Origin of the sequence: Caballeronia fortuita (assembly GCF_001544835.2) — a bacterium.
Lineage (GTDB): Bacteria > Pseudomonadota > Gammaproteobacteria > Burkholderiales > Burkholderiaceae > Caballeronia > Caballeronia fortuita.
The window spans coordinates 234,870-249,218 of the sequence record NZ_FCNX02000010.1; the positions used below are offsets into that span (position 1 = coordinate 234,870).

Below are 14,349 nucleotides of genomic sequence, written 5' to 3' on the forward strand. Positions count from 1 at the left end.
AGCGCCGATGACATCGAAACCTTTGAAATCTGGAGCGGGAGACGAGGCTCGAACTCGCGACCTCAACCTTGGCAAGGTTGCGCTCTACCAACTGAGCTACTCCCGCATTGAGCTGCTTTTTACTACACCCTTCGCCTCTTGCTTCGCTTGCGCGTCGCGCCGTGCATCAGAGAAACGAGATTATGTAGAAGCCAAAGAGGGCTGTCAACTGTTTTGTGAGAGGAATTTTCCGCTTCGGCGCAATTATTCGTGACGAGCGCATCGTGCGCGTCAGAGCATGCCGCCGCGCTCACGAATCTGCGGCCACGCGAGCTTCATGTAGTAGAGCATCGACCAGACGGTGAGGAACGCGGCCACGTAGATGAGCCAAAGGCCCCACACGCGCGTGTCGATCGACCATTGCGTGCCGGCGATTTTCAGCGGCCCGTAGAACAGCAGCATCGGAATCGCGACCATCTGGCACACGGTCTTGAACTTGCCGAGCTGATTCACCGCGACGCTCTTCGATGCGCCGATCTGCGCCATCCATTCGCGCAGCGCGGAAATCGTGATCTCGCGTCCGACGATGATGAGCGCGATCACCGCATTCAGGCGCGACAACTGCACGAGCACGAGCAGCGCGGCCGTGACCATCAGCTTGTCGGCGACGGGATCGAGAAACGCGCCGAACGACGAGGTCTGATTGAGCTTGCGCGCGAGAAAGCCGTCGAACCAATCGGTGAGCGCGGCGAGCACGAAGATGACCATGCCGAGCAGATTGCGATGCTCCGGGCTCATCATCATGTCCGGCAGATAGAACACGCCCACGACGAGCGGAATCAGCACGATTCGCAGCCACGTCAGGAAGATCGGTAGATTGAACGGCATGGGCGTTTCAGCGAGGGTGGACGTGTAAGGAGCCGCCATTGTGCCGCGACGACTGCGCGGTCACAAGGCGATGACCCACGCGGCGCGGCGCATGCGGGCGCGCGTGTTCAATGCAACTGACGATAAATCTGCTGCGCGAGCGCGAGCGAGATGCCTTCGACGCTCGCCAGGTCCTCGACGCTCGCCGCCTGCACGCCGCGCAATCCGCCGAAGCGCGACAGGAGCCGCTGACGCCGTTTCGCGCCGACGCCTTCCAGTTCCTCCAGGCGCGAGGTCTGCCGCGCCTTTGCCCGTTTCGCGCGCATTCCGGTGATCGCGAAGCGGTGCGCTTCGTCGCGGATCTGCGCGACGAGCATCAACGCCGCGCTTTCCTTGCCGAGTTCGAGCGCCGCGCGGCCATCGGCGAATACGAGCGTTTCGAGACCCACCTTGCGCCCTTCCCCTTTCGCGACGCCTACCAGCATGCCGTGATCCAGCCCAAGCTCCGAGAAGACTTGCCGGGCGATCTCGACCTGCCCCTTGCCGCCGTCGATCAGCACGATGTTCGGCAACGTGCCGCCCGCGGCGACCGGTTCGGCCGCGTCGGGCGTCAGGTTGGGATCGGCGGCGGCGTCGGTTTGCAGCGTCGCGGCTTCGTCGTTGGCGTTCGCAGCGGCCTGCGCGACCATCTTCTCGTAGCGGCGCGTGAGCACCTGGCGCATGGCGGCGTAGTCGTCGCCGGGCGTGATGCCGGTGATGTTGTAGCGCCGGTATTCACTCGACTGCATCTTGTGATGGTGATACACGACGCACGACGCCTGCGTCGCCTCGCCCATCGTATGACTGATGTCGAAGCACTCGATGCGCAGTTGCGCGAGATCGTCCATCTCCATGGAAAGCGTGTCCGCGAGCGAGCGCGTGCGCGCCTGTTGCGAACCTTGCTCCGACAGCAGACGCGCGAGCGCGAGCTTGGCGTTGTTCTCGGCCATCGAGAGCCACGCGCGCTTTTGTCCCTGCGGCTGCCGCAGCAGCGTGACCTTGTGCCCCGCCTGCTCGATCAGCAGATCGACGAGCTCGCGGCTCGACGGCGCGTGGCTCACGACGAGCACCGGCGGCACGCGATTGCCGATGTAATGCTGGGCCATGAACGCTTCAAGCACTTCGGATTCGAGCGCGCCTTCGCGGGGTTCGTCGGGTTCGGGTTCGGGTTCGGGTTCGGGTTCGGATTGGGATTGGGGTTGCGTGGGCTGCTCGGCTCGTGCGGCTTGCTCGGTAACGTCCGGCGCTGCCGGTTCGGCTTCGGCTTCGGCGTCGACTTCTGCATCGGACAACTCGTCTTCATCGCCAAGCGCCATCGCGCTTTCGACGTGCGCCGGGAAATATGCCTTGTCGCCGAGATGCCGGCCGCCGCGCACCATCGCGAGATTCACGCATACCTTGCCGCCGAGCGCGACGACCGCGAGGATATCGACGTCGCTTTCTCCGCCCACTTCGATCGCCTGCTGATGCAGCACCGTCGACAGCGAACTCATCTGATTGCGCACCGCCGCTGCCTGCTCGAACTTCAGATCGGCGGCGAATGCGTGCATCTTCTGCTCGAGTTCCTTCATCACCTCGCCCTGGCGCCCGAGCAGAAAGCGCGACGCGTTCGACACGTCGCGCGCGTAATCTTCCGCGCTGATGAGGCCCGTGCACGGCGCGGTGCAGCGCCCGATCTGATGCAGCAGACAAGGCCGTGTGCGGTTGTTGAACACCGAGTCCTCACAGGTGCGCAACTGGAACACGCGCTGAAGGATCTGGATGCTCTCGCGCACCGCCCACGCGCTCGGAAATGGCCCGAAGTACTGATTCTTCTTGTCGACCGCGCCGCGGTAATACGCCATGCGCGGAAACGTGTGGCCGGTGAGCTTGAGGAACGGATACGACTTGTCGTCCCGAAAAAGAATGTTGTAGCGCGGCGCGAGCGCCTTGATCAGATTGTTTTCGAGCAGCAGCGCTTCGGCTTCGGAGCGCGTGACGGTCGTCTCGATCTTGCGGATGCGCGTAACCATCATCGCGATGCGCGGCGAGTGCAGCGTCTTCGTGAAGTAGCTCGACACGCGTTTCTTCAGGTTGCGCGCCTTGCCGACGTAGAGCACGTTGCCGTCGCCGTCGTAATAGCGGTACACGCCGGGCAGATGCGGCAATTGCGCGAGCGTCTTCTTCGGGTCGAAATCCGGTTGGGGAGCGTCGGTGTCAGTCATGCAGCAAGGGGACGAAAAACATCGGCGCGGCTGCGCGCCGCGCCATGAGCGTTATCTTAGAATCGCCAGTTTAGAACATTAACGCCTGCGCCCTCGCCCCATGACTACGCTTGCCGCCGACCAGGACATCGCCTGCGACATCTTCTGCGCCGTGGTCGACAATTTCGGCGACATCGGCGTGTGCTGGCGTCTCGCCCGGCAACTGCGCGCGGAGCATGGCTGGCGCGTGCGGCTTTTCGTCGACGATCTGACGGCTTTTCATGCGCTCTGTCCGCAAGTCGACGCGACACTCGCCCGCCAGGACGCGCTGGGCGTCACGATCGAGCATTGGCGCGCGCCTGCGCATGCGGGCGACACGCTCGCCATCGCCGACGTCGTGATCGAGGCGTTTGCGTGCGAACTGCCGCATGCGTACATCGCCGCGATGGCGCGCCGCGATCCCAAGCCCGTCTGGATCAACTTCGAATATCTGAGCGGCGAAGACTGGGTCGCGGATTTCCACAAGCGGCCGTCGCCGCACCCGCGCTATGCGCTCGACAAGAGCTTCTTCTTTCCCGGACTCGGCGCGGGCACAGGCGGCGTGCTGAAAGAACGCGATCTCGACGCGCGCCGCGCACGTTTCGACGCCGACGCGTGGTGGCACGAGCGTGTCGGCATCGAGCGGCCCGGCGGCGAGGCAACCGTTGTGTCGCTCTTCGCGTACGAGAATCCGGCGGTCGACGGGCTCCTCGCGCAATGGCGCGACGCCGATGCGCCCGTCGTGCTGCTCGTTCCGGAAGGCCGCATCTCGGGCGCGCTCGCACGCTTTTTCGGCATCCCGGCCTTCGCAGCGGGCGCGTCGGCGCGTGCGGGGGCGTTGCGGGCGCATGCGCTGGGTTTCGTCGAACAGCCGCTTTTCGACGAACTGCTGTGGGCCGCCGACATCAACTTCGTGCGCGGCGAGGATTCCTTCGTGCGCGCGCAATGGGCGATGAAGCCGTTCGTCTGGCACATCTACCCGCAAGCCGACGACGCCCACGTGCCCAAGCTCGACGCCGCGCTCGCGCACTACACGCGCACGCTTCAGAAGTCCGCGCGCGACGCCGTCGCCCGATTCTGGCACGCCTGGAACGGTGCCGGGATGCCGGACTGGGCTGAATTCCGGGCGCACCGGCACACGCTGGAGCGCCGCGCCGTGAAATGGGCGGCGGAACTCGAGGACATCGGCGATCTTGCCGGCAATCTCGTCGCTCATGTCGCCGCGCGAATGGCCCGATGAATATCTCGCGGCCGCCTTTCGCGCGCCGCACGCGACTGGCCAATTAGGCAAAAACTCAGTTAAAATAAGCGGTTATCCGAGGAAGCAGGTCGCAATTTTCTACTTTGCGCCGCGCAGGTCGGTCCCAGAGGCAGATCCCTCGCTGGCCCGAACTCTCGCAGGCGGCGGTATTAAAACCCGAAGCAGCGCCGCCGTCAGATCGCTTCAATTCCAGGCATCAAAGCCAAATCCATTCGTACAGGACCTAGTTTTATGAAGACCGCACAAGAACTTCGCGTCGGCAACGTCGTCATGATCGGCAACGATGCCATGGTTGTGCAGCGCGCCGAATACAACAAATCGGGCCGCAATGCCGCTGTCGTGAAGATGAAGTTCAAGAACCTGCTGACGGCCGCCGGCATGGAAACCGTCTACAAGGCTGACGACAAGTTCGACGTCGTCGTGCTCGAACGCAAGGAAGTGACCTACTCGTACTTCGCGGACCCGATGTACGTCTTCATGGACGCCGACTACAACCAGTATGAAGTCGAAGCCGAAATGATGGGCGACGCGCTCAATTACCTCGAAGACGGCATGGCGTGCGAAGTCGTGTTCTATAACGAGAAGGCCATTTCGGTCGAACTGCCGACCACGCTGGTTCGCGAAATCATCTATACGGAACCGGCCGTCAAGGGCGACACCTCGTCGGGCAAAGTGCTGAAGACCGCCAAGCTGAACACGGGCTTCGAACTGCAAGTGCCGCTCTTCTGCAATATCGGCGACAAGATCGAAATCGACACTCGCACGAACGAATACCGCAGCCGCGCGTAAGCTTTACGCGCATTGCGCCGTAAGCTCGGCGGCCCGCGCGACGCACCGCCGAATCGTTTCAGAAAAAGCGCCCCATCGCGGGCGCTTTTTCTTTTGCATGAATTTTTTGACAAATTCAGGCAAACTTTACCGGTCGCACCCTGATTACATCGTCAGGAAATCGGCTCAGGAATTCGCGCCTCGCCCGCCGTTGTACTGCGCATCGGCAAATTTAACTGCGTGGCACGATTTCTGCTCGAACCGTCAGATCAAGAATTCAGAACCGACATGCAAAGCACGCCTTTCATCCAGAGCCGGTTTCTGATCGTCGCGGCGCTTGCGTTGCCTGGGTTCGCTTTCATCGCTGGGTGCACGTCGAATCCGACGGCACCGGCGGCATCGGCGAATACGGGCAAAAGCAGCGAGACAGCGCCCGACGACGCGACGCTCGCCGCCCGCGTGAAAGCTGCGATTGCCGCCGATCCGGGGCTAAAGCCTTTGCCGGTGAGCGTCGCGACGTATCGCGGAGTCGTGCAGTTGTCGGGGTACGTGGATTCGGAGGTGCAGATTCAGAAAGCGCTCGCGGTGGCGCGCGGCGTGCCGGGCGTGCAGTCGGTCAGCAACGAACTGCACCTCAGGCCGCGGTGACGCGCTTGCAGCACGAGATGACGAACGAGTAACGCAGGACAAAAACGCAGCGGGAAACGCACCCGGGCGCCGGACGATAAAACCAGGCGCCGCATCGACGCTTCCCGCCCACGACACGCCGCGCTCTCACGGAGGCGGCGCATTACAGTCCACTTTGATACGTTGGTCCGCCATGCCACACGCACTGATTGTCGAAGACGATCCCAATAGCCTGTCCGGCCTCTCCGCGATCCTCACGGCAGACGGCTTTTCCGTCGATACCGCGACGACGCTCGCCGAGGCCCGCTCTGCGCTGACCCGCTTCATTCCCGATGTCGTGCTCATCGACTTGAATTTGCCGGATGGCAGCGGTCTCGACCTGCTTCCGAGCCTGCCGTCGCAACCACCGGACGGCGCATTGCCCGTCATCGTGATGACCGGCAACGCGACGGTGGAGAGTGCGATCGAAGGCTTGCGGCATGGCATCTGGGACTATCTGCTGAAGCCGGTGAACATTCCGCGTCTGCGCAGCCTGCTCGCGCGCATTCCGCGTCCGTACGAGCTTACCGAGGAAGTCCAGTCGCTGCGTTCGACGCTGCGCGAGCTGGGCCATTTCGGCGACATGATCGGGCGCAGCGCGGCGATGCAGCACGTCTACGATCTCATCGAACACACCGCGCCGACGGAAGCCGCCGTGCTGCTCTGCGGCGATCCGGGCACGGGCAAGAAGATCGCGGCACGTACGATCCATCAACTGAGCCGTCGCCGTAAGGGTCCGTTCGTCACGTTCGATTGCTCCGCGAGCCGCCACGCGCCCGATGGCTCGCAGCGTTCGATGGAAAGCATTCTCTTCGGACACGAGCGCAATGCGTTCGCGGGTGCGGAGAATCGCGAGCCGGGTCTGCTCGAGCAGGCGGGCGGCGGGACGCTGTTCCTCGATCAGATCGACTCGCTGCCGGCGGCGCAACAGGAAGCGCTTTTGCGCGCGCTGGATTCGCAGACGTTCATGCGCGTGGGCGGCAGCAATCGCATCATGACGGACTTTCGCCTGATCGCGGCATCGCGTACGCCGATGCGCGAAGCGGTTGCGAGCGGCACGATGCGGGAGGATTTGTTCCAGCGCCTGTCGGCGTCGTCGATCATGCTGCCGCCGCTCGCCGATCGCGACGACGACATCGCGCTGATCGCCGAAACGCTCGTCGATGAACTGAACCGCGAGAATCACATCGCCGGGATTACGAGCGGCTCACCGAAGCGGATTAGCCCGGCGTTTATTCGCGAGTGCATCGCGAGTGAATGGCCGGGGAATGTGCGCGAAATGCGCGAGCGTGTGCGGCGTGCTTACCATGCCTCTGGGGAAACGATCGAGACGTTGCGTGTCGATGAACCCGGTGGGTTGGGCGGTCGCGGATTGAATGGCAGCAGCGTACAGGTGACCGTCGGTACCGCGCTCGCGGATGTCGAGGATATGCTGATTCGTGCGACGCTCGAGGCGGTCGGCGGGACGCGGCATCGTGCAGCGACGTTGCTTGGGATCAGTCCCAAGACGCTTTATAACAAGTTGCAGAGGATGAAGTTGGAATCGTCTTGAGGTTTTTTGTCGGGGACGGTTGGGGTGCTTTCTTTTTTGATTGCCGGATCCCGTGTTCTTTGTGGTCTATTAGCACTGCCCCTGTGCGGGGCGGCAGTCACTTTCTTTGCTGCTGCAAAGAAAGTAACCAAAGAAAGCAGCTTTTCAAGCCCACGGTCACACGCACGTTGGGTAGTTCTCTCGTCCACGGTGGCACTCGCCTAAAGAGTGCCATCGGAAGACTAACCGGGCTTGGATCGCGCACGGTCTCAAATATCGCACCACGAAAGAAATTGGTTCAGCACCAAATAGCTCCGGCCCGCTGCGCGGCCGATGGGTCAACAGGGCGCGCGCGTGCGCAAGCACAGGTGCAATCGCGCGCGCACCGCCGGTTTCCCTTGCATACCCGACGGCAGCGCGTAGCGCAGTGCCGAAACTATTTTGCGCTGAACCAGCGCCCTCATCGTTATGGCTAGTCAGACCGTGCGCGATCCAAGCCCGGTTGGGCCTTCGAGGGCGACACTTAGGCGAGTGCCGCCTGGGACGAGAGTACTACCCAAACTGCGTGTGACAGTGGGCCTGAGAAGCTGCTTTCTTTGCCTACTTTCTTTGCAGCAGCAAAGAAAGTAGGTGCCGCCCCGCACAGGGGCAGTGCTAATAAACCAAAAAGAAACCGGGATCCGGCGATAAAAGAACCGTCCTCACCCCCCAAGCATCGCCGCAATCAAAGCCTTAGCCCCGCGATACTCCGCAGAACCCTGCAACTTACTCCACCGAAACGCCTTCCCCCGAGGCCGCATCGACTTCAACCGCTGCTCCGATGCCTTCGACGGCGTATAGCGCAACTGTTCCAGCACCTTGCCCGCTTCCTCCGGCTGATTGCAGATCAGCACCATATCGCAGCCCGCCGCGAGCGCCGCCGTCGCCGCTTCGGTGAGCGTGCCGCCCGCGCGCGCGGCTTCCATCGAAAGATCGTCGCTGAAAATGGCACCCGCAAAGCCGAGCTGGCCGCGCAAGATGTCCTGCAGCCAGATGCGCGAAAAGCCCGCCGGCTTGTCGTCGACCTGCGTGTAGATCACGTGCGCCGGGATCACCGATGCCAGCGACATCCCGAGCCAATCATACGGACGCACATCGGCAGCGAGGATTTCGTCGAGCGGACGATCGTCGGTCGGCAGCGCGACGTGAGAATCCGCTTCGGCGAAACCATGTCCCGGAAAGTGCTTGCCGCAGTTCGCCATGCCCGCGAGCGCGAGACCATGATTCAGGCTCTTCGCGAGCATCGTGACGACGCGCGGATCGCCATGCAGCGCGCGATCGCCGATCACCTTCGATTGACCATAGTTCAGATCGAGCACCGGCGTAAAGCTCATGTCGATACCGCACGCGCGCAACTCCGACGCGAGCACGTAACCGAATGCGGTCGCCGTCTTGGTCGCGGCGAGCACGTCGCGGTCCCACAAGTCGCCGAGCTTGCCCGGCGCGGGCAGCACGGTGAAGCCATCGGTGCGAAAGCGCTGCACGCGCCCGCCTTCGTGATCGACGGCGATCAGAATGTCATCGCGCACCGCGCGGATCGCGTCGGTCAGCGCGACGAGTTGCGCGCGGTCCTGAAAATGACGCCCGAAGAGAATGATGCCGCCCGTCATCGGATGCGTGAGTCGCTCGATATCCGCGTCGGAGAGCGTCGTGCCGGCAACGTCGAACATGACCGGGCCGGGAGTGCGTTTCATCGGATTCAATTGGCTTTTTTTCGTGAGTTGGATTGAATTCAGGACCGGTCGGGCGCGCACTCGGGCACTTCGGCGATCACGAACGACACCGCGTAATCGCGTTCGTCGCTCACCGTCACCTGCGATGTGATGCCGCGTTGTGCGAGCCATTCGGCCAGTTCGCCCGACGCGACGCACACCGGCTTGCCGCTCGGCTCGTTGAGCGTTTGCAGCGCGCGCCATGTCATCGGCCAGCGCATGCCGAGGCCGATCGCCTTCGAGAACGCTTCTTTCGCCGAAAAACGTGTCGCGAGAAACGCGAGGCCGCGCACTTCGGAACGCGCGCGGCGCGCGTGATAGACGCGCAGTTCGTCCGGCCCAAGCACCTTCTCGGCGAAGCGGCCCTTCGTGCGCTCCATCACCGCCGCGACGCGGCTGACCTGCACGACGTCCGTGCCGATTCCATAGATCGCCATGACGTGTCCGCTCTAGCGTGCGTGCGTCGACGCGAGACGCGACGCGATCATGATCGCCTTCATCTCGCGCACGGCGTTGTCCCAGCCGGCGAAGATCGAATGCGCGACGATCGCGTGCCCAATGTTCAGCTCGACGATGCCCGGCAGCGCCGCGATCGCCTGCACGTTGGTGTAATGCAGTCCGTGGCCCGCGTTCACCTTGAGCCCGAGCGCGTTACCCACATCCACGCTCGCCGCCACGCGCTCGAATTCGCGCTGCTGCGCGGCCGCTTCGTGCGCTTCGGCATAGCGTCCCGTATGCAGTTCGATGACCGGCGCGCCCGCTTCCTTCGCAGCGCGAATCTGCGTTTCGTCCGGATCGATGAAAAGCGAGACGCGCGCGCCGGCATCGGCAAGCTGTTTGCACGCGGCCTTCACTTCCTCGAAGCGGCCCGCGACGTCGAGCCCGCCTTCGGTCGTCACTTCCTGGCGCTTCTCAGGCACGAGGCAGACATCGTGGGGCCTGATTTCGCACGCGATGTCGAGCATCTCGCGCGTCACCGCGCACTCGAGATTCATGCGCGTCTTCAGCAGCGGACGCAGCGTGCGCACGTCGGCATCGACGATATGACGGCGATCCTCGCGCAGATGCAGCGTGATGGCGTCGGCGCCCGCTTCCTCGGCGGCGAGCGCCGCGCGGATCGGATCGGGATACGACGTGCCGCGCGCGTTGCGCAACGTGGCGACATGATCGATGTTCACGCCCAGATCGATCACGTTCGCAGGCGATGAGAGAAAGAAGCTCATAGTTTTTGCAGGTCGATCAGTATCTGACGGGTGGCGAGCGGCGTGCCGCCCAGGTAATGATTCAGAAGGAAGCGCATCAGCGTCTTGCTTTGCGCGGCGGTCTGCGGGTTCGTGTAGTCGTCGCGCTCCATGTCGATGAGCGTCTGCCCCGACATCACCGGCCATTGCGCGGGAAGATCGGCCGATGCTTCGCGCACGCCGCGGTCGGGATCGAAGACATAGCGGGCATCGGCCACGACGAGCTCGCGCGCGACGGTGCGCAGGAGGTTCATCGCGTAACCGGTTTCGCGCAGCAGCACGCATTCGAACGAGCGCAAGACCTGCGCGGCGGGCTCGTCGTGCGCAAGGCGCGAAAGCGTCAACACATAGTGATTGAAGAGCGCCGGATGCGCGTCCTCGCGGGCGCAGAACTTCACGAGCAACTCGTTGACGTAGAAGCCGCACAAGAGCGCGTCGCCCGCGAGCGGCAGCATGCCGCCGACCCATTCGGCGGTCGTCAGCGTGCGGACTTCGCCCTTGCCGGTCCACGACAGTCCCAGCGGCTGGAACGTCTGCAAGACGCCGCGCAACGCGGAATGAGGACGCTTCGCGCCCTTCGCGACGAGCGCGATGCGGCCATGATCGCGCGAAAGTACGTCGATGATGAGGCTCGTCTCGCGATACGGATAGCTATGCAGCACGAATCCCGGCTGCTCGGCGACGCGAAAGTCCGAACGCGGTTTTCTGGGCGCGGACTGCGTATCGGACGCAGACGGCGATGTCGACGCCGCTCGACGGCGCTTCGGCACGGCGCGCGCAGCCGGACGCTCGTCCGCGTCGAAATCGTCGTCGGGACGATCATCGGCGGGCGGAACCATCCGGGCGTCGTTCGGGCCGTCGTCCATGCATCACTCGTAGCCGTACGCGCGCAGGCCCGCTTCGTTGTCCGCCCAGCCGCTCTTCACCTTGACGAAGGTTTCGAGATACACGGGGCCGTCGAAAAGCTTTTCCATGTCGAGCCGCGCTTCGGTGCTGATCTGCTTCAGCTTCGCGCCCTTCTGGCCGATGATCATCGCCTTGTGCGTATCGCGATCGACGAGAATCGTCGCGAACACGCGGCGCAGACGCCCTTCGGTCTCGAACTTGTCGATGAGCACGGTGCTCGTGTACGGCAGTTCGTCGCCGGTCCAGCGGAAGACCTTCTCGCGCAGAATTTCGGCGGCGAGGAAGCGCTCGCTGCGATCGGTCAGATCGTCCTCGCCGTAGATCGGCTCGCCTTCCGGCAGATACGGCTTCACGACGGACAGGAGCCGCTTGATGTCATCGGCATTCTTCGCGGAAAGCGGCACGATCTCGCGGAAATCGCGCAACGCCGACATCTGCTGCATGAACGGAAAGAGCGAATCCTTGTCGCCCACGCGATCGAGCTTGTTCGCGATCAGCAACGTGGGCGTGCCGGCCGGAATCAGGTCGAGCACGCGCTGGTCGTCGGGGCCGAAGCGGCCCGCTTCGATGACGAAGAGGATCGCGTCGACGGATGTGAGCGTCGAGGTCACCGCGCGGTTGAGCGAACGGTTGAGTGCGCCGCTGTGGCGCGTCTGGAAACCGGGTGTATCGACGAAGATGTACTGCGCGTCGTCGAAGGTATTGATGCCGGTGATGCGGTGGCGCGTAGTCTGCGCCTTGCGCGACGTGATGCTCACCTTCTGGCCGACGAGCGCGTTCATCAGCGTCGACTTGCCGACGTTGGGACGGCCGACGATCGCGACCATGCCGCAGCGGAAACCGGAAGAAGTAGGAGCGCTCATAGATGTATGCGGCAAGAGATCGTTGGGGTGCGGACGCGCGATGGGCGCGGCGGCGCGCGTCAGTGGCCGGCGTCGGCGGCGCGCACGACTCGGCCCGCGGGCGCATCCGGCGTGGCGGCGTTGCGCGTGCCGGTGTCGTCGTCGCGTTCGTCGGACGATGCGGGCTTCTCGGCGCTCGCGCTTCGCTCGGGCGACGGCGTTACTTCGCTCTTCGCCGCTCTTTCCGGCTTGTGGATCACGGCGCGTTCCGGCTTGTCGGCGGCGGCATACGCGCCCGCCGACGGCTCGACGTGCGTCGCCCGAATCACGGCGAGCGGCGCGGTTGCCGGACGTTCCTGCGCGCCTTGCTGCGCACCCGGCGCGCCATGATGACGCTCGCGCCGGTCGGGCGAACGCAGATCGAGCGCCGCCTGGACGCCGGTGACGCCGGGCACCACTTCCGGTTCTACCTGCTTCGCGGCGCGCGCGCCCTTGCGCTTGGGCTTGACGCCGAGCGTCGGGGCGGCGGCCATCACTTCGTCGAGCGCCTTCTTCGCGGCGGCCTGCTCGGCGGCGCGACGGCTTGCGCCTGAGCCCGACACTTTCACGTCGAGCTTCGGCACCGCGCATTCGACCTCGAACTGCTGGTTATGCGCGGCGCCGTGCGTCGCGACGACCGTGTAGGTCGGCAGCGCGATCTTGTGGCCCTGCAGATATTCCTGCAGCAACGTTTTCGCATCCTTGCCGATGGTGCGCGGATCGATGTGATCGAGCACCGGCGTATAGAGCCGCTTGATGACGGTGTACGCGGCGTCGAAACCGCTGTCCAGGAAGATCGCGCCGAAGATGGCTTCGAGCGTGTCCGCGAGGATCGAAGGACGGCGAAAGCCGCCGCTGCGCAGTTCGCCTTCGCCGAGGCGCAGGCATTCGGACACGTTCAGCGCCTGCGCGATTTCGTAGAGCGACTGCTGTTTGACTAGATTGGCGCGCACGCGCGACAGGTCGCCTTCGTCGAGTTTGCCGAATCGCTGGAACAAAAGCGCAGCTACCACGCAATTTAGAACGGAGTCGCCCAGAAATTCGAGCCGTTCATTGTGCGTGGCGCTGTGACTGCGGTGGGTCATCGCCTGGCGCAGCAATTCCGCATTGCGAAATTCGTACCGCAGCCGGCTTTCCAACGGAGAAGATGGCATGGAGAGAGTATAACGCGGGCGCCGAGGCGGACGATTCCGCCGGTCCACGCCGGAAATTGCGTGGCGAGACGGTGTTAGCCGCGCTTCTTCACGCCGTTTCGAAGCTTGTTTTATCGTTGTCGACGCTGGCTGTCTCGACGAGACGAGCCGGCGTCATGTATGTCACTGGAACGAGCCGATTCGCTTCAGATTACTGAAGTTCATCCAGATGAAGAACGCGCGCCCGACGATGTTCTTGTCCGGCACGAAGCCCCAGTAGCGGCTGTCCGCGCTGTTGTCGCGGTTGTCGCCCATCATGAAGTAGTTGCCCGGCGGCACCTTGCACGTCACGCCCTGCGCGTTGTAGTTGCAGTTGTCGCGAAACGGGAAATCGTCCGCGCCGACGACGAACGGCGGCACTTGCGGGTTGTTCAGGATCGCGTTCTTGCGGCCGTCGAGATCTTCCTCGAACTGCTTCGCGTAACCGATGCGCTCGTCGTCGAAATAATCGGGCAGCGGCGTTTCCGGCACCGGCTTGCCGTTGATCGTGAGCTTTTTGTCTTCGTACGCGACGGTATCGCCCGGCAGGCCGATCACGCGCTTGATGTAGTCGACCGATTCGTCCTTCGGATAGCGGAACACCACGACATCGCCGCGCCTGAGCGGGCTGCCGTTGGTTAGTTTCGTGTTGGTGATCGGAAGGCGCAGGCCGTATTCGTACTTGTTCACCAGGATGAAGTCGCCGACGAGCAAGGTGGGCACCATCGAGCCCGACGGAATCTTGAACGGCTCGATGATGAAAGAGCGCACCACGAACACCGCGAGGATCACCGGAAAGAAGCTCGCCGTGTATTCGAGCCACCACGGCTGGCGCAGTTTGTCGTCGCGCAGGCGGGCGCGCGTCTGCGTGGCGTTTTCATCGGCGAAACGCTCGCCCACGCGCTCCTGCTGGCGGTCGAACTCGACCACCGCGGCCTCGGCGGCGCGGCGCCGTTGCGGCAGGAACACCAGCTTGTCCAGCACCCACGCAATACCCGTCAACACGACGAGGATCAAAAGAATCAGTGCGAAATTCATCAAACGCTTCGGTTGTTATCGTTGTTT

13 protein-coding genes and 1 tRNA gene are annotated in these 14,349 nt (G+C 63.4%); 4 read left to right on the forward strand and 10 right to left on the reverse strand.

The window, feature by feature from the left end; genetic code table 11:
- Window positions 1–30 precede the first annotated feature (30 nt).
- The 3 genes from AWB77_RS20500 to uvrC form a co-directional block, all read right to left on the reverse strand.
- Window positions 31–106: transfer RNA gene (locus AWB77_RS20500), tRNA-Gly, on the reverse strand.
- A 164-nt stretch (window positions 107–270) separates the two neighbouring features.
- Entirely contained in the window at window positions 271–867 is a 597-nt protein-coding gene (gene pgsA / locus AWB77_RS20505) for a CDP-diacylglycerol--glycerol-3-phosphate 3-phosphatidyltransferase (protein WP_061136371.1), read from the reverse strand.
- 107 nt (window positions 868–974) lie between these two features.
- Entirely contained in the window at window positions 975–3,089 is a 2,115-nt protein-coding gene (gene uvrC, locus AWB77_RS20510; RefSeq protein ID WP_061136274.1) for an excinuclease ABC subunit UvrC, read from the reverse strand.
- A gap of 100 nt (window positions 3,090–3,189) precedes the next feature.
- Here uvrC and earP point away from each other — a divergent pair, with 100 nt between their 5' ends.
- The 4 genes from earP to AWB77_RS20530 all read left to right on the forward strand — a co-directional run bounded on the left by earP (window position 3,190) and on the right by AWB77_RS20530 (window position 7,354).
- The gene (gene earP, locus AWB77_RS20515) at window positions 3,190–4,347 is read left to right on the forward strand and encodes an elongation factor P maturation arginine rhamnosyltransferase EarP (RefSeq protein WP_061136275.1); all 1,158 of its coding nucleotides are present in this window, start codon (window positions 3,190–3,192) and stop codon (window positions 4,345–4,347) included.
- 252 nt (window positions 4,348–4,599) lie between these two features.
- A complete protein-coding gene (gene efp, locus AWB77_RS20520; protein ID WP_061136276.1) occupies window positions 4,600–5,157 on the forward strand; it encodes an elongation factor P in 558 nt (185 codons plus the stop codon).
- 267 nt (window positions 5,158–5,424) lie between these two features.
- Window positions 5,425–5,784 (forward strand): BON domain-containing protein, encoded by a 360-nt coding sequence (locus AWB77_RS20525; protein WP_061136277.1) that lies wholly within the window; start codon window positions 5,425–5,427, stop codon window positions 5,782–5,784.
- Window positions 5,785–5,956: 172 nt separating this feature from the next.
- Complete coding sequence (locus AWB77_RS20530) at window positions 5,957–7,354, forward strand: sigma-54-dependent transcriptional regulator (protein ID WP_061136278.1); 1,398 nt, start codon at window positions 5,957–5,959, stop codon at window positions 7,352–7,354.
- Window positions 7,355–8,034: 680 nt separating this feature from the next.
- Here the strand turns inward: AWB77_RS20530 and nagZ are convergent.
- The 7 genes from nagZ to lepB form a co-directional block, all read right to left on the reverse strand.
- Window positions 8,035–9,066, reverse strand: coding sequence for a beta-N-acetylhexosaminidase (nagZ, locus tag AWB77_RS20535; protein ID WP_061136279.1), 1,032 nt, complete (start codon window positions 9,064–9,066; stop codon window positions 8,035–8,037).
- Between the two features lie 38 nt (window positions 9,067–9,104).
- Complete coding sequence (gene acpS / locus AWB77_RS20540; RefSeq protein WP_061136280.1) at window positions 9,105–9,521, reverse strand: holo-ACP synthase; 417 nt, start codon at window positions 9,519–9,521, stop codon at window positions 9,105–9,107.
- 12 nt (window positions 9,522–9,533) lie between these two features.
- Window positions 9,534–10,307: a pyridoxine 5'-phosphate synthase gene (gene pdxJ / locus AWB77_RS20545; RefSeq protein WP_061136281.1), complete on the reverse strand. Its 774-nt coding sequence runs from the start codon at window positions 10,305–10,307 to the stop codon at window positions 9,534–9,536.
- A complete protein-coding gene (gene recO, locus AWB77_RS20550) occupies window positions 10,304–11,191 on the reverse strand; it encodes a DNA repair protein RecO (RefSeq protein ID WP_061136282.1) in 888 nt (295 codons plus the stop codon). The genes pdxJ and recO overlap by 4 nt, the downstream gene beginning before the upstream one ends.
- 3 nt (window positions 11,192–11,194) lie before the next feature.
- The gene (gene era / locus AWB77_RS20555) at window positions 11,195–12,094 is read right to left on the reverse strand and encodes a GTPase Era (RefSeq protein WP_061136283.1); all 900 of its coding nucleotides are present in this window, start codon (window positions 12,092–12,094) and stop codon (window positions 11,195–11,197) included.
- 59 nt (window positions 12,095–12,153) lie between these two features.
- A complete protein-coding gene (gene rnc, locus AWB77_RS20560) occupies window positions 12,154–13,266 on the reverse strand; it encodes a ribonuclease III (RefSeq protein ID WP_061136284.1) in 1,113 nt (370 codons plus the stop codon).
- 162 nt (window positions 13,267–13,428) lie between these two features.
- Window positions 13,429–14,322 (reverse strand): signal peptidase I, encoded by an 894-nt coding sequence (lepB, locus tag AWB77_RS20565; RefSeq protein WP_061136285.1) that lies wholly within the window; start codon window positions 14,320–14,322, stop codon window positions 13,429–13,431.
- Between the last annotated feature and the right edge of the window lie 27 nt (window positions 14,323–14,349).